This is a genomic window from Cupriavidus oxalaticus (assembly GCF_004768545.1).
GTDB classification, from domain to species: domain Bacteria; phylum Pseudomonadota; class Gammaproteobacteria; order Burkholderiales; family Burkholderiaceae; genus Cupriavidus; species Cupriavidus oxalaticus_A.
Window position 1 is genome coordinate 340946 of the sequence record NZ_CP038634.1, and the last position, 18053, is coordinate 358998.

At 69.6% G+C, this 18053-nt stretch carries 16 protein-coding genes; 9 read left to right on the forward strand and 7 right to left on the reverse strand.

The genetic code is table 11. From position 1 onward, the window contains the following. Window positions 1–3: 3 nt before the first annotated feature. From E0W60_RS01520 to moaA, 4 genes are all read left to right on the forward strand, one after another. Window positions 4–2124: an FUSC family protein gene (locus tag E0W60_RS01520; protein ID WP_135702790.1), complete on the forward strand. Its 2121-nt coding sequence runs from the start codon at window positions 4–6 to the stop codon at window positions 2122–2124. Beyond that, a complete protein-coding gene (locus tag E0W60_RS01525) occupies window positions 2111–2323 on the forward strand; it encodes a DUF1656 domain-containing protein (RefSeq protein WP_135702791.1) in 213 nt (70 codons plus the stop codon). The genes E0W60_RS01520 and E0W60_RS01525 overlap by 14 nt, the downstream gene beginning before the upstream one ends. After that, window positions 2320–3135 carry an HlyD family efflux transporter periplasmic adaptor subunit gene (locus E0W60_RS01530; protein ID WP_135702792.1) on the forward strand — a complete coding sequence of 272 codons (816 nt, stop codon included), beginning with the start codon at window positions 2320–2322 and terminating at the stop codon, window positions 3133–3135. Before E0W60_RS01525 ends, E0W60_RS01530 begins: the two co-directional genes overlap by 4 nt. Window positions 3136–3243: 108 nt before the next feature. Next, window positions 3244–4359, forward strand: a complete 1116-nt coding sequence (gene moaA / locus E0W60_RS01535; RefSeq protein WP_135702793.1) for a GTP 3',8-cyclase MoaA — start codon at window positions 3244–3246, stop codon at window positions 4357–4359. 5 nt (window positions 4360–4364) lie between these two features. On the opposite strand, the gene E0W60_RS01540 is transcribed toward moaA, so the two are convergent. The 6 genes from E0W60_RS01540 to E0W60_RS01565 form a co-directional block, all read right to left on the reverse strand. Continuing rightward, window positions 4365–4631, reverse strand: coding sequence for an Rrf2 family transcriptional regulator (locus E0W60_RS01540; protein ID WP_133094567.1), 267 nt, complete (start codon window positions 4629–4631; stop codon window positions 4365–4367). Continuing rightward, window positions 4618–6078, reverse strand: coding sequence for a PLP-dependent aminotransferase family protein (locus E0W60_RS01545; protein ID WP_133094566.1), 1461 nt, complete (start codon window positions 6076–6078; stop codon window positions 4618–4620). The genes E0W60_RS01540 and E0W60_RS01545 overlap by 14 nt, the downstream gene beginning before the upstream one ends. A 34-nt stretch (window positions 6079–6112) precedes the next feature. Continuing rightward, entirely contained in the window at window positions 6113–7321 is a 1209-nt protein-coding gene (locus E0W60_RS01550) for a molybdopterin molybdotransferase MoeA (RefSeq protein ID WP_135702794.1), read from the reverse strand. Then, a complete protein-coding gene (gene fdhD, locus E0W60_RS01555; RefSeq protein WP_135702795.1) occupies window positions 7315–8184 on the reverse strand; it encodes a formate dehydrogenase accessory sulfurtransferase FdhD in 870 nt (289 codons plus the stop codon). Before fdhD ends, E0W60_RS01550 begins: the two co-directional genes overlap by 7 nt. A gap of 99 nt (window positions 8185–8283) precedes the next feature. Further along, complete coding sequence (locus E0W60_RS01560; RefSeq protein ID WP_135702796.1) at window positions 8284–10611, reverse strand: FdhF/YdeP family oxidoreductase; 2328 nt, start codon at window positions 10609–10611, stop codon at window positions 8284–8286. A gap of 178 nt (window positions 10612–10789) precedes the next feature. Next, window positions 10790–11110: an AMP-binding protein gene (locus E0W60_RS01565; protein WP_135702797.1), complete on the reverse strand. Its 321-nt coding sequence runs from the start codon at window positions 11108–11110 to the stop codon at window positions 10790–10792. 59 nt (window positions 11111–11169) lie between these two features. On the opposite strand from E0W60_RS01565, the gene E0W60_RS01570 reads away from it, so the two are divergent. From E0W60_RS01570 to E0W60_RS01590, 5 genes are read left to right on the forward strand one after another with little or no spacing between them, the layout of a single operon-like run. Continuing rightward, the gene (locus tag E0W60_RS01570; protein WP_135702798.1) at window positions 11170–12123 is read left to right on the forward strand and encodes a hypothetical protein; all 954 of its coding nucleotides are present in this window, start codon (window positions 11170–11172) and stop codon (window positions 12121–12123) included. Further along, complete coding sequence (locus E0W60_RS01575; protein ID WP_135702799.1) at window positions 12120–13004, forward strand: HesA/MoeB/ThiF family protein; 885 nt, start codon at window positions 12120–12122, stop codon at window positions 13002–13004. The genes E0W60_RS01570 and E0W60_RS01575 overlap by 4 nt, the downstream gene beginning before the upstream one ends. Further along, window positions 12997–14268: a hypothetical protein gene (locus E0W60_RS01580; RefSeq protein ID WP_135702800.1), complete on the forward strand. Its 1272-nt coding sequence runs from the start codon at window positions 12997–12999 to the stop codon at window positions 14266–14268. The genes E0W60_RS01575 and E0W60_RS01580 overlap by 8 nt, the downstream gene beginning before the upstream one ends. Beyond that, a complete protein-coding gene (locus E0W60_RS01585) occupies window positions 14265–15401 on the forward strand; it encodes a GNAT family N-acetyltransferase (RefSeq protein WP_135702801.1) in 1137 nt (378 codons plus the stop codon). The genes E0W60_RS01580 and E0W60_RS01585 overlap by 4 nt, the downstream gene beginning before the upstream one ends. Further along, window positions 15395–16411 carry a hypothetical protein gene (locus tag E0W60_RS01590; RefSeq protein WP_135702802.1) on the forward strand — a complete coding sequence of 339 codons (1017 nt, stop codon included), beginning with the start codon at window positions 15395–15397 and terminating at the stop codon, window positions 16409–16411. The genes E0W60_RS01585 and E0W60_RS01590 overlap by 7 nt, the downstream gene beginning before the upstream one ends. Here the strand turns inward: E0W60_RS01590 and E0W60_RS01595 are convergent. Then, entirely contained in the window at window positions 16408–18051 is a 1644-nt protein-coding gene (locus E0W60_RS01595) for a c-type cytochrome (protein ID WP_135702803.1), read from the reverse strand. The genes E0W60_RS01590 and E0W60_RS01595 overlap by 4 nt on opposite strands. Window positions 18052–18053: the final 2 nt, after the last annotated feature.

Genomic DNA, 18053 nt, shown 5'->3' on the forward strand with positions numbered 1-18053 from the left:
AGCATGGCCTCGTCCAACCCGCTTCCCCGGGCCACGCTGCCGGGCCACGATGCACCGGATGCCCCCGATGCCACCGAGGCACAGCGCTGGCTCCGCGCGCTCGCGGCAGCATGCCCGGAATACGCGCCGTGGCTGCATTCGCTGAAGGTGTTCGGCGCGGCCATGCTGGCGCTCGGCGTGGCGCTGGCGCTCGGCCTGCCGCGGCCGTACTGGGCCATGGCCACGGTGTACCTGGTATCCAGCCCGCTGGCCGGCGCCACCCACGCCAAGGGCACCTACCGCATCCTCGGCACGCTGCTGGGCGCGGTGTCCGCAGTGGTGCTGGTGCCGCTGCTGGTCGACGAGCCCGTGCTGCTGATGGCCGCGATCGCGTGCTGGACCGGCGCCCTGCTCTACCTGTCCCTGCTGGAGCCGGCGCCGCGCAACTACATCTGCCTGCTGGCCGCCTACACGCTGCCGATCGTGGCGCTGCCCACGGTCACGCATCCGGCGGCCGTGTTCGGCGTGGGCCTTGCCCGTATCGAGGAGATCGTGATCGGCATCGCCTGCGCCAGCGTGGTCAGCGCGGTGGTCTTTCCCGTGCGCACCACCCCGGCGCTGGCTGCGCGCGCGTCCGCCTGGCTGGACCATGCCTCGCGCTGGATCCGCGACATCATGGCCACCGGCGCCACCGGTGCCAGCGCGGGCCAGCGCCACGACAGCTTCAGCCTGCTGGCCGCCGATATCCTGGCCATGGAGACGCAGCTCGCCCAGCTCAGATATGAGACCGACGGTGCGCCGGCACTGCGGCACGCGCGCGCCCTGCACCAGCGCATGACGGCCCTGCTGCCGCTGGTGCTGGCGCTTGCCGATGCCGCCGGCGCCTTGCGGCGCCACCCGGCGGGCATGCCTGACGCGGTGGCGCAACGGCTGCGCGCCACCCTGGCATGGATCGCCGGCGAGCGGGGCGCGAGCCGCCCGGTGCCTTCCTGGCTACCCTCGGGCACTGCACCGGCACCATCCGCGGACTGGCATGCGCGCCTGGTCGCGGCCACCAGTACCTACCTCGATGAGCTGGCCGAGCTGTGGCAAGACTGCCGCCTGCTGCAGGCAAGCCTGCGCCAGCATGGCAGCGACCCGGCGACGCTGCGCTATCGGGTCGAGCCCGCCGGACGGGCGCGCCACCACGATCACGCGCAACTGCTGTTCCGCGCCGCCACCGCCGGCTCGGCCACTTTAATGGCGGGATTGCTGTGGATGGCCTCGGGCTGGATCGACGGCGCCGTCCCGGCCGGGCTGGCCGCGCTTGCCAGCTGCTTTATCGCCAGCACCGCGGAGCCGCGCCTGGTGGCCGGCCGGGTGATCGCGTGGGGCATCGCCTGCGCGCTGCTGTCCTGGTACTACCAGTTCGTGGTGCTGGTGCTGGCGCATGACTTCGGCTCGCTGGTGGCGCTGCTGTTCGTTCCGTACCTGTTCATCGGCGCGATGACGACGCAGCCGCGCAATGCGCTGTTCGGGGTGCTGCTGGCGGTCACCGCGGCGTCGTTCCCCGGGCCGCAGCACCTCGGTGCAGCCAGCTTCGCCGGCATCTTCAACAGCAGCCTGGCAAGCCTGGCGGCGCTGGTGTTCGCCGCGTTGTGGGCCGTGCTGATGCAGCCCTTCGGCCAGCAGCTGGTGGCCTACCGGCTGGCCAGGGCCAACTGGAACGAGATCGCGCTGGCCGCGCATCCGCGCGCGGCGGTCAACAGCGCGCGGCTGCGCGGCCGCATGCTGGACCGGCTGCTGCGCCAGTGGCCGCCGCTGACGCGCCGCAACAACGCCAGCACCAGGCCGGCCGGCCTTGCCGCAGCCGACTTCCTGGTGGAAGCCGCCGTGCTGGCGCTGCGGCGCGCCTGTGCCGATGGCCCGGCCGAGCGCCGCCGCGCCGTGGAACACGTGCTGGCAGGGGTGGCGCGGCATTACCGGCAGTACGCGCGCATCGGCCATGCCGGCACACCCGCTGTGGCGCTGGCCGCGCGGATCGACGCTGCCGCCGCGGCGCTGGCCACGAATTTCCACGCCAGCCCCCGCGCCGCGCTGGCGGCGCTCGCCACCCTGCGGCTGGCGCTGTATCCGGACCAGGGACGCCCTCATGCACGCCACTGAGTTCGACCTGTACGGCGTCTTCGTGCCGGCCACCGTGGTGTGGATGCTGGCGGCGTTCGCCATCACCGCCGGCGTGCGCGCCGTGCTCGGCCGGATCGGCTTCTACCGCATCGTGTGGCACCGGTCCCTGTTCAACTTCTCGCTTTATATCCTCGTGCTGGGCGCGATCGTCGCGCTCGCCTGGCAGGCTCCATCATGAATCGCAAGCTTTCGCTGCTCGGCCCCTACGCGGTGACCCTGGCGGCCGTGGTCGCGGCGGCACTGACCGCCTGGCATCTTTGGCAGTACTACACCGAAGCACCGTGGACGCGCGACGGCCATGTGCGCGCGGACGTGATCCAGGTCGCGCCCGATGTCTCCGGCCTGGTCACGGCCGTGATGGTCGATGGCAATGCCTGGGTGCGGCGCGGCCAGGTGCTGTTCGTGGTGGACGAGGCGCGCTTCAGCCTGGCGTTGCGAGTGGCGCAGGCCGAGGCCGCCTCGGCACGCGCGGCGCTGGCCCTGGCGCGCCGCGATCCCGCCGCGGCGGACAGCGCGCAGGGGCGCGTCGCCACGGCCGATGCCGCGGTGGACGTGGCCAGCCTGAACCTTGCCCGCTGCCGCGTAACCAGCCCCGTGGACGGCTATGTCAGCGACCGCCTGCCGCGCGCTGGGGATTTTGCCAGCCGCGGCCGGCCGGCGCTGTCGGTGGTGGCGAGCGGCACCCAGTTCGTCGAAGGGTATTTCGAGGAAACCAAGCTGCCCGCGATCCGGGTCGGCAGTGCCGCGGAGGTACATATCATGGGCCTGCCCACGCCGCTGCGCGGCCGGGTGCAGAGCATTGCCCCCGGCATCGAAGACCAGGACCGCAGCAGCGGGCCGAACATGCTCCCCAGCGTCAACCCGACCTTCAACTGGGTGCGGCTGGCACAGCGCATCCCGGTGCGCATCGCCCTGGACAAGGTGCCGCCCGGGGTACGCCTGATCGCCGGCCAGACCGCCACGGTGCGCATCCGCGACGCGCACGAATAGGCGCCAACTGTTCTGCTGCGGGCCGGCCCGAAGTGTGCGCCTGCCGGGCCGCGAGCCGTCCTTACCATGGACGGCATGCCCCACCCCATTGCCCCCGGGAGAGCCGCCATGCAAGCCGCGCCTGCGCAGACCCAGCACGCTACCCAAGCCAACCCCGCCACCCTGGCCACCATCGCGCCGGACCAGGCCTGCCGCGACCTGCTTGGCCGGCCCTTGCGCGACCTGCGGCTCTCCGTGATCGACCAGTGCAACTTTCGCTGCACGTATTGCATGCCTAAAGAGCGCTTCGGGCCCGACTATCCGTTCCTGACGGCGCAGCAACGATTGAGCGATGCCGAGCTGCTGCGCATCGTCCGCGCCTTCGTCGGCCTCGGTGTCGAGAAGGTGCGGCTGACCGGCGGCGAGCCGCTGCTGCGCAAGGGGATCGAAGCGCTGGTGGAAGCGATTGCGTCGTTGCGCACCCCCGGCGGCAAGCCGGTCGAGGTGGCCATGACCACCAACGGCAGCCTGCTGGCGCGCAAGGCCCGCGCGCTGCGCGACGCCGGCCTGGGCCGCGTCACGGTCAGCCTGGACAGCCTGGACGACGGCGTGTTCCGCGCCATGAACGACGTCGGTTTCCCGGTGGCACGGGTGCTGGAAGGCATCGATGCCGCGTGCGCCGCCGGGCTGGCTCCGGTCAAGGTCAACTGCGTGGTCGAGCGCGGCACCAACGACGCGCAGGTGTTGCCCCTGGTCGAGCACTTCCGTGGCACCGGCGTCACGCTGCGCTTTATCGAATATATGGACGTGGAGGGCCCGCGCGGCTGGTCGCAGTCGCGCGTGATGCCTTCCGCCGAGATCCGCGCCATGGTCGAGCGCACGCATGCGCTGCTGCCGGTCGCGCGGCGGGATGCGGAAACGGCCAGCAACTACATGCTGGCCGATGGCAGCCTGAAACTGGGCTTTATCTCCAGCGTATCGCACCCGTTCTGCGGCGATTGCACCCGCGCACGCGTTTCGGTCGATGGCCGCCTGCACCTGTGCCTGTTCGCCACCAGTTCCGTCGACCTGCGTCCGCACCTGTCGGCCACTCGCCCGGGTGCAGCACTCGCCGATGCCATCAGCCAGGCATGGCAGGCGCGCGGCGACCGCTACTCCGAACTGCGCGGCGAATTGCGCGCGGAACGGCTTGCCAGCGGCAAGTGCCAATACCCCACCGTACGCATGTCGCTGGTGGGCGGCTGAGCCGTTCAGTCATTCTGCGGGAACGCCTGCGCGGCAAGCTCCGCCCCGGCCTGCGTCAGGCTGGCGTGGCCGTGTCCCGCCTCGTCGATCGCAAAATCGGCCAGCCCCGCGGACTGCAGCTGCGTCAGCACGCGCCGCAGCACGCTCATCGGCAGTTGCGCCCGCTTGGCGATCTTCGCGAGCGACCAGGGCGCCGTGGCAGCGTCGCGCGGGGCCTGGTTCAGCACCTGCAACGCGGCGAGGATGGCGGGATCGATGTCATGGTCCGGCATGGCCCGGCTTCTCCTGTTCGTGCTGCCGGCTGCGCGCCAGCAGGTGCTGCGCGATCTTGCCCAGCGTCTGCACCGCGGACTCGATGCCGGGCGACCATTCGGCGCTGTAGTTCAGCCGGATGCAGTTAGCGTAGGTGGCCCCTGGCGCGAACATATGGCCCGGCGCGACCGTGATGCGGTGTTCCAGCGCCGCGTGGTACATCTCCATGGCGTCGATGCCTTCCGGCAGCTGCACCCACAGCACGTAGCCGCCCGCGGGCCGCGACGTGGTCGTCCCTTCGGGAAAGAAGCGGCGCACCGCCGCCGCCATGATGCTGGCCTGCTGCGCATAGGCCTTGCGCACGCGCCGCAGGTGGAAGTCGTAGCCGTCGTTCTTCAGGAACTCGGCGATCGCCAGCTGCGGGATCGCCGGCGTGGTCAGCGTATTGAGGAACTTGAGCCGCTCCACCGCTTCGCGGTAGCGGCCCGGCAGCGCCCAGCCGATGCGGTAGGCATTGGTCAGCGTCTTGGAGAACGAGGCGCAATGCAGCACAATGCCGGCCTTGTCGTGGGCCTTGAGCGAGCTGGGATGGGCTTCGCCGTAATAGAGCTCGCCGTAGACGTCGTTCTCGATCACGGGGATGTCCTTCTCGGTCAGCATCGCCACCAGGCTGCGCTTCCTGTCGTCGGGCATGTGGAAGCCGAGCGGGTTCTGGAAGTTCGGCATCACCATGCACGCCTTCACGCCTTTCTCGTCGATCAGCCGGGCCAGTGCCTCCTGGTCGATGCCTTCCACGGGATCGGTCGCGACCTCTATGGCGCGCATGCCCAGGCGCTCGATCGCGTGCAGCATGGCATAGTAGGTCGGTGACTCGACCGCGATGGTGTCGCCCGGCTTTGCCACCGCCTGCAGGCACAGGTTGATGGCTTCGGTGGCGCCGATGGTGACGATCACTTCATTGGGGTCGATGGCCTGGCCGTTCTCCAGGTAGCGGCGCGAGATCTGCCGGATCAGCTCGGGGCTGCCCGGAGGCAAGTCGTCGAGCAGCGTCCACTTGGCATAGCGGCGCGCGATGTTGTTGGCGTACTGGTTGATGCGCTGCCACGGGAACAGCGACGGATCCGGATAAGGCGAGCCCAGCGGCACGGCCTCGTCCGAGCGGATCGAGCGCAGCGTGGAAAGCACCAGCGCGCTGACGTCGACCGCCGAAGGCTTGGCGCTGGGCCGGGACGTACGCAGCTCGATCGCCGGCTCGCCCGGGCGTGCGCGGACGAAGTAGCCGGACTGCGGCCGGCTTTCGATCACGCCGCGGCTCTCCAGCAGCACATAGGCGCGGATCACCGTAGTGATGCTCATGCGGTGGTGCTGGCTGGCCTGCCGCACCGACGGAATGCGCTCGCCCGGCAGCAGCACGCCCTGCTGCACCAGCGCCTCGATATCCGCAGCCAGTTTTTCATATAGTGTCACGCTGCGCTCCCCGCCTGCCGTGTTGCCGATCTTGTTAGCTGAGCCAACGATGGAGATCATAGTACGGCAGCGGCACATGATGGAGCGATCCGGCGCTGTGCGGCCCGACGCGCACAAAGCCGCTGGCGTGGCCGAGCGCGGACACGGACGCCGCGCCCTGCTGCGCGGTGACCTGCACGAGGCTGTCCCGGCCGGCCGGGCTGCCGGGCTCGCCGACACGCCAGAAGGCATCACCGCGCTGCGCCCGCGCACCCGGCAGCGCCGCGCGCACGCGCCCTACCGGCGGGAACAGCACCGCGCGGCCCTGCAGCCGGCGCAGCAGCGGCGTCACCAGCAGCGCGAAGGTGGCATACGCCGCGGCCGGATTGCCGGGCAGGCAAACCACTGGCTTGCCGCGCAGGCGCCCCACCGTGACCGGCTTGCCGGGCTTCATGTCGACGCCGCGGCAAAGCAGTTCCCCGCCGGCCGAGGCCAGCGCCGCGGCCACCAGGTCGCGCTGCCCGACCGAGGCGCCGCCCGCCACCAGCACCAGGTCCGCATCGGCGGCCAGTTCGCGCAGGATGTCGTGCAGCGCCCGCTCGTCGTCCCGCACATGGCGATGGCAGCAGACTACCGCGCCCATGGACTGCACCAGCGATTCGAGCATGGGGCCATTGACGTCATGCACCTGGTAGACGTCGCGCGGCTCGTCGTTGGCGGCGACCTCGTCTCCCGAGGTCACGACCGCCACTTCCACCAGGCGGCAGACCGGCACTTCGGCCAGGCCCTGCGACGCCAGCGCGGCGATATGGCCAGCCTGCAGCAGCGTGCCGGCGGGCAGCAGCAGGTCGCCGCGGCGGGCGTCCTCGCCCTTGCGGCGGATATGCTGGCCCGCACCGGGGGCGCGCGCGCACACCACGCCGCGGTAGCTTTCCTCGGCATCCTCCAGTGCGACGACCGCGTCGGCGCCGGGCGGGATCACGCCGCCGGTGTAGATGCGGATGGCATGGCCCGGCAACAGCGGCTCGGGCCGCGTGCCGGCGTAGACCACCTGCTGCAGCGGCAGGCAGGCCTCGCGGCAGTCTTCGCTGCGCACGGCGTAGCCGTCCATCGCGCTGCGGTCGGCTGCCGGCGTGTCGATCACGGCGCAAAGGTCGCGTGCCAGCACGCGCCCCGTCGCCAGTCCCAGCCATACGGTCTCCGTTTCGCGGACCGGCTCCGCGCTCATGGCGAACACTGCCTGTGCCTCGTCGAAGCTCAGCACGCTGCCCCTCCCACTTCTCCAGTCATGCCCGGCGCGGCGGCGGTGTAATCGACATAGCCGTCGGCGCGGCAGAAGCTGAGCAGGCGCAGGCCGGCCTGCTCGGCTATGCGGATCGCCAGCGAGGTCGGCGCCGAGATCGTCGCCAGCATCTGGATGTTCATGCGCGCGGCCTTGCGCACCAGTTCAAAGCTGGCACGGCTGGACAGCAGCACGAAGCCGTCGTCCAGCGCCACGCGCTGCATGGCCAGGTGGCCGATCAGCTTGTCCAGGCCGTTGTGCCGGCCGACATCTTCGAACGCATGCAGGATCTCGCCGCTGGCGTTGCACCACGCCGCCGCATGCACGCCACCGGTGGCGCGCATCAGCCGCTGGTGCGAAGGCAGCGCCGACACGGCGCGCTCGAGCAACCCGCGCGAAGGCACCAGCCGCCGTGCCGGCTCGCGGATACGCGCAGGCTGCAGGTCCAGCAGTTCCAGGCTCTCGATGCCGCACACGCCGCAGCCGGTGCGGCCCGCCAGCGCACGGCGCTGCGCCTTCATCGCGGCAAAGGCCTGCTCGCTGATCTGCAGCTGGACTTCGGCGCTGTGCCGGTGCACGCGGACTTCGGTGTCGTGGATCTGCGCGTTGTGGGCAACGATGCCCTCCGTCAGCGAGAAGCCCACGGCGAACGCTTCCAGGTCCAGCGGCGTGGCCATCATCACGGCGTGCGAGATGCCGTTGTAGACCAGGGCCACCGGCACTTCCTCCGCCACGTTGTCGAGCGCCGGCCGCGCCGCGATGTCCTTGTGGCGGACGATAGGGCGGGATTCATAGCCTGTGTGCTGGATCTGGTCGATCTGTCCGGCCTGTTCGAAGCAATGCATGGGGACCTCATGAACCTGTGAAATGCTGCCGGTCTGCTCCCTCTCCCACTGCGCGGGAGAGGAGCGTTTGCGTGGGGCGACGGCAAGCGCCGGCCACGCTCACGCCGCCACTGCCGGCTGGCTGCGCGACGGCGTCAGCAGCACCGGCACCGATTTCGAAGTCGGCGTGCCGCAGCCGTCGCCGGTGCTTTCCAGCGGCACCAGCGGATTGGTCTCGGGATAGTAGGCGCCCAGGCAGCCCTGCGGGATGTCGTAGTCGACCAGCACGAAGTCCTCGACCTGCCGCTGCACGCCGTCGTCCCAGACGCTGGTGATATCGACGTGCTGCCCCGCCTCCAGGCCAAGCCTTGCACGGTCGGCGGAGTTGATGAAGACCACCCGGCGCAGGCCGAACACGCCGCGATAGCGGTCATCCAGGCCGTAGATCGTGGTGTTGTACTGGTCGTGCGAGCGGGTGGTCATCATCACCATCAGCTTGTCGCCGTACTGGTCCCGCGCGCGGTGGATCGGGGTGTCCTTGTCGATGCCGTGGACCAGGAACTGCGCCTTGCCCGACGGCGTCTGCCAGATCCGGTTGCGTGCCGGCGGCGTCAGGTGGAAGCCGCCCGGCACGGCGACGCGCTCGTTGTAGTCGTCGAAGCCTTCGATCACCTGCTCGATGGCATCGCGGATACGCGCATAGTCCTGCGCGTACCAGAGCCAGTCGATCTTTCCGGTACCCAGCGTGGCGGCGGCCATGCGCGCCACGATCGCGGTCTCCGACAGCAGGTGCGGCGACGCCGGCGCGTTCATGCCGAAGGAGATATGCACCATGCAGACCGAATCCTCCACCGTCACGCCCTGCGGCACGCCGTCCTGCATATCGATTTCGGTGCGGCCCAGCGTCGGCAGGATCAGCGACTCCTTGCCGTGCACCAGGTGGCTGCGGTTGAGCTTGGTAGCGATATTCACCGTCAGCGCACACTGGCGCAGCGCCTCGTGCGTGCGCGGCGTGTCCGGCGTGGCGGTCGAGAAATTGCCGCCCAGTCCGACAAAGACCTTGACCTTGCCCTCCAGCATCGCGGCAATGGTCTCGACCACGTCATAGCCGTGCTCGCGCGGCGGCTCGAAGCCGAAGGCGGCGCCCAGGCGGTCCAGGAACGCCGCTTCTGGCTTTTCCTCGATGCCCACGGTGCGGTCGCCCTGCACGTTCGAATGCCCGCGCACCGGCAGCAGCCCGGCTCCCTCACGGCCGATATTGCCGCGCATCATCATCAGGTTGGACAGCAGCTGCACCGTCGGCACCGAATGCTTGTGTTGCGTCAGGCCCATGCCCCAGCAGGCGATCACGCGCTTGCCGCGGGCATAGACCTGCGTCAGCGCATCGATGTCTTCCAGCGAAACGCCCGACTCCGAGACGATGTCGGCCCAGCTTTCCGCACGCAGGTCTTCGACGAAGGCGCCGAAGCCGATGGTGTGCTCGCGCACGAAGTCGACATCGACCAGCCGCTCGCGGCCATGCCGGATCGCCTCGTCGTCGAGCTCGACCAGGCGCTTGGCCATGCCCTTGATGAGCGCGAAGTCGCCGCCCAGCTTTGGCTGCACGAACATCGACGCAATCCTGGTGCTGGAGCCGGTCAGCATCTCCACCGGGTGCTGCGGGCTGGTAAAGCGCTCCACGCCGCGCTCGCGCAGCGGATTGATCGACACGATGGTCGCGCCGCGCCGGGCGCATTCGCGCAGATCGCCCAGCATGCGCGGATGGTTGGTGGCCGCGTTGTGGCCGAACAGCAGGATGGTGTCGGCATGCTCGAAGTCATCGAGCACCACGGTGGCCTTGCCCACGCCCACCGTCAGCGGCAGGCCGCGGCTGGTGGCTTCGTGGCACATGTTCGAGCAGTCGGGGAAGTTGTTGGTGCCGTAGGCGCGCACGAACAGCTGGTACAGGAACGCGGCCTCGTTGCTGGCGCGGCCCGACGTGTAGAACGCGGCCTGGTTCGGGTCCGGCAGCGCATTCAGGTGGCGGCCGATCATGGCAAAGGCCTCGTCCCAGGCGATCGCGCGGTACTTGTCGGTCTGCGCGTCATAGACCATGGGGTGCGTGAGGCGGCCGTGCTGCTCCAGCTCGTAATCGGTCTGCGCCATCAGCGACGTCACCGTGTGCTGCGCGAAGAATTCCGGCGTGACGCGCAGGCTGGTGGCTTCCGCGGCCACGGCCTTGACGCCGTTCTCGCAGAACTCGAAGGTCGACGCGTGCTGGCGGTCCGGCCAGGCGCAGCCGGGACAGTCAAAGCCGTCGGCCTGGTTCTGCTTGAACAGCATCTTGTACTTGCCGCCGGCCACCTTCTCCTTGATCAGGTTGATGGCAACGTACTTCAGCGCACCCCAGCCGGCGGCGGGATGGGTGTAGGGGGCGATGTGGCCTTTCTCGGGGGTCGGGGTGCTCATTGGCGTGGTGTCCTGTAACGACGGGGGCATCCGGGGGGCTGGACCAGGGGTCGCGTCCGGATCGTTGCGGTGACACCAGAGTAGGCCGGCGGGGTGGCGCCGGAGACGTACAAAGCGCGGGATGGCCGGGGAGTACAGTCTTGCCGGGCGGCCGGGCCGCCGCCCATGCGAGGTTGCGTCAGGCCGGCTGGCTGCCGGCCTGGCCGTGCCTATGCAGCACAAGCGACGTGCGCGGCAGGTTGCACCTGGAACAGCGCGCGCCCACGGACCGCAGGTTGCGGTGTGACAGCGGCACGCCCTTGGGAACGCCGGTCGAGCCCGAAGTGAACAGGACCCGCCCCGTCTCTTCGTCATCGATTGCGGCATGGGCGGCGCGCACCGCCGCGCTGCGCTGCGCCGTGACTTCGGCACCTGCCAGTGAGGCCCAGGGCAATTGCCCGGTCACGGCCTTGTCGAATTGCGTACTGGCCCCGATCTTGTTATATGCTGCGCCCTGCACCTCCGTTTCCCGGAGTTACTGGACCGCTTACATAAGAACAAGGCATCGGGCAGACCTGCATGTTCCAAGTCATCCGTCGAATCCGCCAGCGGCTGCGCTACCTGGACCTGACCCTGAACGCCAGCCGCAGCGTGCGCATCCGGGTGGTCGAGCGGCCCGGGCTGTGGATGGACAGCGCCCGGCTCGACGCCATGCTGGCCCAGATGCGCGGCGTGGTGCGGCGGGGCATCGGCAAGGATCTCGACTACGGGGTGCTGTCCGGCGATCCCGAGCGGCTGCGCCGCGCCGTGGTCACGCTGCTCTACGACCGGGACAGCGGCCATCCCATCGCCTTCAACGCGCTGTCGATCATGCCGATCGAGGTCAGGGGACGGCCGGTAGAGGCCATCCACCTCGGGCTGGTGATGGTCGATCCCGGCTATCGCACGCAGGGACTTTCCTGGGGGCTGTACGGCCTGACCTGCATCCTGCTGTTCTTCCGCCGCGGCTTGCGCCCGATCTGGATCAGCAACGTGACCCAGGTGCCGGCGATCATCGGCAAGGTGGCCGAAGTCTTCGTCACGGCGTATCCCAATCCGTTCGCGCCGTCGCGGCGCAGCTTCGAGCACCTGAGCGTGGCGCGCGAGATCATGAAATCGCACCGCCATGTCTTCGGCGTCGACGCGGATGCCGGCTTCGACGAGGCCCGCTTTGTCATCACCGACGCGTATCGCGGCGGCTCGGACAACCTCAAGAAGACCTTCGACGCGGCGCCCAAGCACCGCGACGAGCGCGTCAATGCGCTGTGCCAGCGCGAGCTCGACTACCAGCGCGGCGACGACTTCCTGCAGGTTGCGCGGCTGGACCTGGCCAGCGCGCGCAAGTACCTGCTGCGCGAAGTCCCGCGCGACTCGCTGCCGGCGATCTTGTCGCAGGTGGCGTTCCTCGCGCTCGGCCGGATCGTCCTGCCGCTGGTGCATTGGCTGAACCCGCGCGAGCCGATGGAAGACTTGCGCGCAAGGAACCACGCATGACCGCATCGCCTGCCTTTTCTTACGAAGAATTCACCACCCGCAATATCGGCTTCGTGACCGAGGCCGAGCAGCAGCGGCTGCGCGACGCGCGCATCCTGGTCTGCGGCGTCGGCGGCATGGGCGGCGCCTGCCTGCAGGCCCTGGCGCGCATGGGCGTCGGCGGCTTTGCGCTGGCCGACTTCGACGTGTTCGAAGTGTCCAACATGAACCGGCAGGTGTTTGCCAGCCTGGCCACCGTCGGCGTCGGCAAGGTCGAGGCCACCGTCGCGCAGCTGCGCCAGGTCAACCCCGCGCTGCAGATCGAGACGCTGGGCGAGGACTGGCCGGGGCGGCTCGACGACCTGCTGGCGCGCTACCCGATCGTGGTCAACGGCATGGACGACATGGCCGCGGGCATCGCGCTCTACCGCAAGGCGCGCGAGCATGGCGCCACCGTCATCGATGCCTATACCGCGCCGCTGCCCTCGGTCACCGTGGTGCGGCCGCACGACCCGCGGCCGGAGACGCGCCTGGGCTATCCGACCGCCGGCATGGACTGGCGGGCGCTGACGCCGGAGATCCGGCAGGCTTGCCTGGGCAAGGAGCTGGAGTACGTCATGGTCCATTCCAGCTCGGTCCGCCATGTCGATCTTTCGATTGCGAAGGACTTGCTTTCGGGCAAGCGCAAGCGCATGTCGTTCGCGCCGATGGTAATCACCACCGGCAACCTGATGGCCTTCGAGGCAGCCAAGCTGGTGCTGGAGCGGCCGAGGCTGGCGGATGCGCGCGGCTATTTCTTCAACCCGTGGACCATGCGCGTCGAAACTCCGCGCAATGCGCTGGCGGCGTGGCTGGTGCGCGCCGCGGTGCGCCGCTTCATGGCGAGGCTGTTCCGTGATTAACGCGCTTGCCAGCGATGTCACCGTGACCTGGCTGGGCGCACTGGGCTGCGGCCTCTACCTGCATTTCCTGTGGACACGCCGCGAAGCTGGCACCGGCACCGGGTTGTTCCTGTTCGGCGTGCTGACCGCATTGCTGGCGGTCCGGGGCTTTGCCTGGCTGCTCGGCGGACCGCATTTCGGCCCACTTCTCGGCCCACTTCTCAGCCGACTACTCGGCCGGCTGGTGTTCGCCGCGGCCACGCTGCTGCCGATCGCGACCACGCTGTTCGCCGAACAGCTGCTGCGGCGCCATCATCCGTTGTGGCTGAAACTGCTGGCGCTCGGTGTGTCGGTGGTGTTCTTCGTCATCAACCTCGTTGCCGACCTGTCCGCCAACGTGCCGCTGCTGCTGGCCTTCCTGGCCTGCTATGCGATGGTGACGGCGAGCAACGGCTGGTTCCTGCTCTGGCTGCGCGATGCCGACCTGTCCAGCAATGAAGAGCGGCTGGCGCGCGCGGTGGTCGTGGTGGTGGCGCTGGCCGTGCCGCTAATGGCGACGGATTTCCGCGAGGAACTTGGGCATGTGCCGGTCCGGCTGGGCGCGCTCGGGGCGCTGGCCTTTGTCTACGTGCTGCTGAACCTGTCCGATTCGCAGCGCGTCGTGCGCGGGCTGCTCGCGCATATTGCCACCGCGCTGGTCTTTGCCGTGGTCCTGGCCGGTGCCATGGCGCTGGCGTCGCACGGGCCGGGCCAGGGATTCTGGCAGGCCGGCGTGCGCGGCATGCCGGTGGCACTGGCCTGGGTGTTGCTGACCGCCATCTTTGTCCGCATCCGCGCTGTGTCGCTCGCTGGCGACGGCAACGCCTTCCTGCGCTGGCTGCTCCATGCCCGGCTCGATACGCCGGACGGCTTCCTCCATTCGCTGCGGCGCCTGCCGCAGACGGCCGACCATGTGGTGCTGGGCGACGCCGAGCTGGCTGGCTATGCACTGGGCGAGTTGTTCGCGCTGGCCGGCAAGCGGCGCGAGCCGGTGTCGATCGGTGATGCCAGGGGGTGGGCCCGGCAGCCCCAGGCAAGCGGCGTCGGCAACGGCATCGAAGCCGCGGAGCAACTGGTCGACCTGATGGAGCGCCACGAGATGACCCACGCCCTGCTGATCGCACGGCAACCGGCCATGGTGGTGCTGCTGAACCTGCCGCAGGGCGCCAACGCCGCCATCGGCGAGCTGCGCGCCGCCGTGATCCTGCGGCTGGCGCGGCACCTGCGCCGACAGGAGGCCGCATGACCGTGGAATTGCGCGAAGGCGATTTCGATGCGTTCTTCACCGCGCCGTTCGCCTGCTATGGCGACCAGACCCATTTCGTCTCGCCGATGAAGGGCGACCTCGCGCGCGCGCTGGATGCAGCGAAAAACCCCTTGTTCCGGCAGTTTGCGCGCCGCACCTGGTACACCGCGCACCGCGACGGGCAGATCGTGGGACGCATCCTGGCCCATGTGCACGATGCCTCTAACCGGCGGTACGGGCAGAAGCGCGGATATTTCGGCCTGTTCGACTGCATCGACGACATCGCCGTCGCGCGTGCGCTGCTCGATGCGGCTGCCGGATGGGCCAGCCGGCAAGGCTGCGACGAGCTGGCGGGCAGCTTCAACCTGACCATTACGCAGATGATCGGCATCGTCACCGATGGCTTCGGGCACGCGCCGTACACCTACCAGGAATACACGCCGCCGCACATTGCCCGGCTGCTGGAAGCCTGCGGCTTCGAGCGCTTCTTTCCGATGCGCACCTTCGAGATGGACGTGCGCGGCTACGACCCCGAACAGTTGCTAGGCGACCGGCAGCGTGCGCTGGCCAGCGATCCGGACTGGCGTTTCGCGCCGATCCGCCGCCGCGGCTTTGAAGGGCGCCTGCGCGAAGCGTGCGCCGTGCTGAACGACGGCTTTGCCGGCAACCCGATGTTCGTGCCGCTGACGGAAGCGGAATTCCTCTACCCCTGCGCCGGCATGATGTGGATCATCGACGAGCGCCTGTCGTACACCGCGTATTACCGCGGCGAGCCGGCCGGCGTGCTGCTGTGCGTGCCGGACCTCAACCCGTTCCTGCGTGCCACCGGATTCCGGCTGACATGGTCGACGCTGTGGCACTTGCTGCGGTTCCGCGCCAGCCGCAAGCGCGCGGCGGTGATCTTTTTCTCGGTACGCCAGGCGTTCCACGGCCAGGGCGTCAACGGCGTGCTGCTGCATCGCCTGCTGACGGCGATGCGCGATGCCGGCTATTCGCACCTGGGCATCAGCTGGGTGTCCGATACCAATGGCGCAAGCCTGCGGCAGATGGAAAAGCTGGGCGCCACCGAACTGCACCGCCTGCACCTGTTCCGCCGGGCGCTGGCGCCGGAGAATGGCAACCTACGATGCTGACACCAGACCAGCAACTGGCCCTGGTCGCGCAGGCCGCGCGCGCCCCGAGTGCCCACAATATCCAGCCGGCCCGCTGGCACTTTGCCGGCGACCGCATCCTGCTGCTGGAGGATCCCGCGCGCTGGCTGTCCGTAGGCGACCCGACCGGCCGGGATAACCGGGTCGCGCTGGGCATGGCGTGGGAAGGCATGGCGCTGGCGTTGTCGGCCATCGGCTTTGCGCTTTCGCCGCCGGAGGTCGCGGCACTGCCCTACCCGCCCGCGGCTGCCGGCCCGCGCGTCGCGGCCACAGGCGAGCTCCGGCCGGGCGCCTGCGCCGATCCGCTGGCTGCCGCCTGTGAGCAACGCCGCACCTGGCGCGGCACGTTCGCGCCTGCCGACGCCGCGCAGCTCGCGGCCATGGACCAGTGCATCGCCACTCATGCCCCGGTTGCCATGGCGGCGGAGCCCGCCAGCACGGCGCAGATCGCCAGCTGGCATGAGGCTGCCGCCGCGGCCGCCTTCCACGACCCGGCCTTTGTGCGCGAGCTTTACCACTGGATGCGCCTGTCCCCGCGCGCCGCTGGCTGGACCCGCGACGGACTGTCGGCCGAGTGCATGGCGCTGTCGCGCTGGGAAGCGATGGCAGCGTCGGTGGCCCTGCGTCCGGCCGTAGTGCGCGCGCTGTCGGCGCTGTCGCTGACCGGCCTGCTGGCCGCGGACGCCGCCAAGGTCAACAGCGCCGCCCGGATCGTGCTGATCCACGCCGCGCACGACGTGACAGACTTCGAGGCCGGGCGCCGCTGGTACCGCTTCTGGCTGGGCATGGCCGCCCTCGGCTTTGCCGGCGTGCCGATGTCGGCCCTGTCCGATTCGCCCCGCTACGCGGCATTGCTGACGGACCACCAGGCGCTGCCAGCGGGCCACCGGCTGGTCAACGTGATGCGTTTCGGCCCGGCGCCTGGCGCGGCGATTCCGCGCAGCGCCAGGCTGCCGGCGGCGGAATTGCTGCAGGCGGACGGCCCGCGCTAGAGCAGCTTCAGGAATTCCAGCAGCGCATCCTTGTCGCTTTCCGGCAAGGCGCTGAACTCCCGCTCATGGCCCCGGTTGTCCCGCCCCGTGGTCGCGGTGTCATAGAGCACCGGGCTTGACCACGGCCGGTAGTCCGGAGGATAGGCCCACGCGCCCTGCGCATCGGGCCGCCCGGCAATGCCCACTTTGGCGTAGTCCAGCGCATGCCCACCCACCCAGAACCGGCGCGGCCGCGCCTCCGGATGCATCAGGTGCCACAGCGTGGGCACCGAGCCGTTGTGCAGGTAAGGCGCCGTCGCCCACAGGCCCGACAAGACGGGCGCCACATAGCCGCCGGTGTTGGCCGCATCGATATGCTTGCCCAGCGCGGAGCGCCCGATGGCCTGCAGCAGGCTCGCATCGATCGCCTGCCAGCGCGTGGGATCGGTGCCGAGTTCCGCCTGCGCCACCAGCCGGTTGGGATAGCTGACCAGCCGGGGACGCGCCGCGTCCTGGCTGTAGCTGCCATGGCACTGCGCGCACTGCGCCGCGTAAACGCCGGCGCCGCGTGCCGCGCGGCCCCGGTCGACCGGTCCGGGAAACGGCGGCGGCGTGTAGCCCGCCATAAACCGCATCACGTCCTCCACCTGCGGGATGGCGCGGCTGGCGCGATCCGGCGGCATGCCCATGGTCGGCACGGTAAAGAAGGCCACGATATGCGCGAGACGCCCGGGATCCATGGCCGCATCCGCGGCAACCGGCGCAAAGCGCGCCGCGCCCTTGTTGGCATAGACCCCGTCATAGAGCAGCGACGAGCGCAGGCGCCGGTCGCCCAGTTCCGGGATCGAGGTCGAGCCGCTCGCGCCCGTCCCGGCGGAGAGCAGATGGAACTGGAACTTCAGCGCCGCCACGCCATTGGTGCTGCCGGCCGCGCCATTGCTGAACGGCAGCGGCGCATCGCCGCTGGCCGCGAGTTCGTCGATGCGCCTGACCAGCCGCGGCCAGACGAACTTGCGGATGGTCGCCAGTTCGTCCGCCGAGGTATCGGGATACAGCTTCGGAATGGCGACCAGCAGCTTGTCGGGGTCGGACTTGACCCGCTTGACCGCGAGGTAGACCGCGTTGACGAAGCCATCGAGATTGAGCGAGGTATTCGGCAAACCCAGCCACACCTTGCCGCTGGGCTGGCCGTCCTTGCCGTAGGTCACGCCCGCATGGCACGCCGCGCACCCCAGGTTAGAGACTTCCAGCCGGATCCTGGGCAGGTCGCGGCCGACGGTGCCGCTGACGATGCCGAGCGGCTTGTCGAAGCGCGGCTGCTGCGCAAGCGGCCAGTTCAGGATGCCGTCGGGATAGACAAACCCGAACTCCCGCAGCGCGCGCCGCAATGTCTGCGGCGCAGGCACCGCATCCGGGGCGTTGGCAAGCACCAGCGCGGTCGTGGCCAGCTTCCATGGCAGCGCGTTGGATTCCAGCGTATCAGTGCTCAGGCCGCCGAAGTCGTCGAACACAAAGCGCGCCGCGCCGATCTGCGCCGGCGTGCCACTGCCGGCAAACTCCCGCATGGCCGAGGATTGGCCATCGGCATAGCCGCGCAGGAAATCGCAGCCTGCGAGCGTGGACAGCAGCAGCCCTATGGTGATTGCGCGTGCGAGAGGCATCG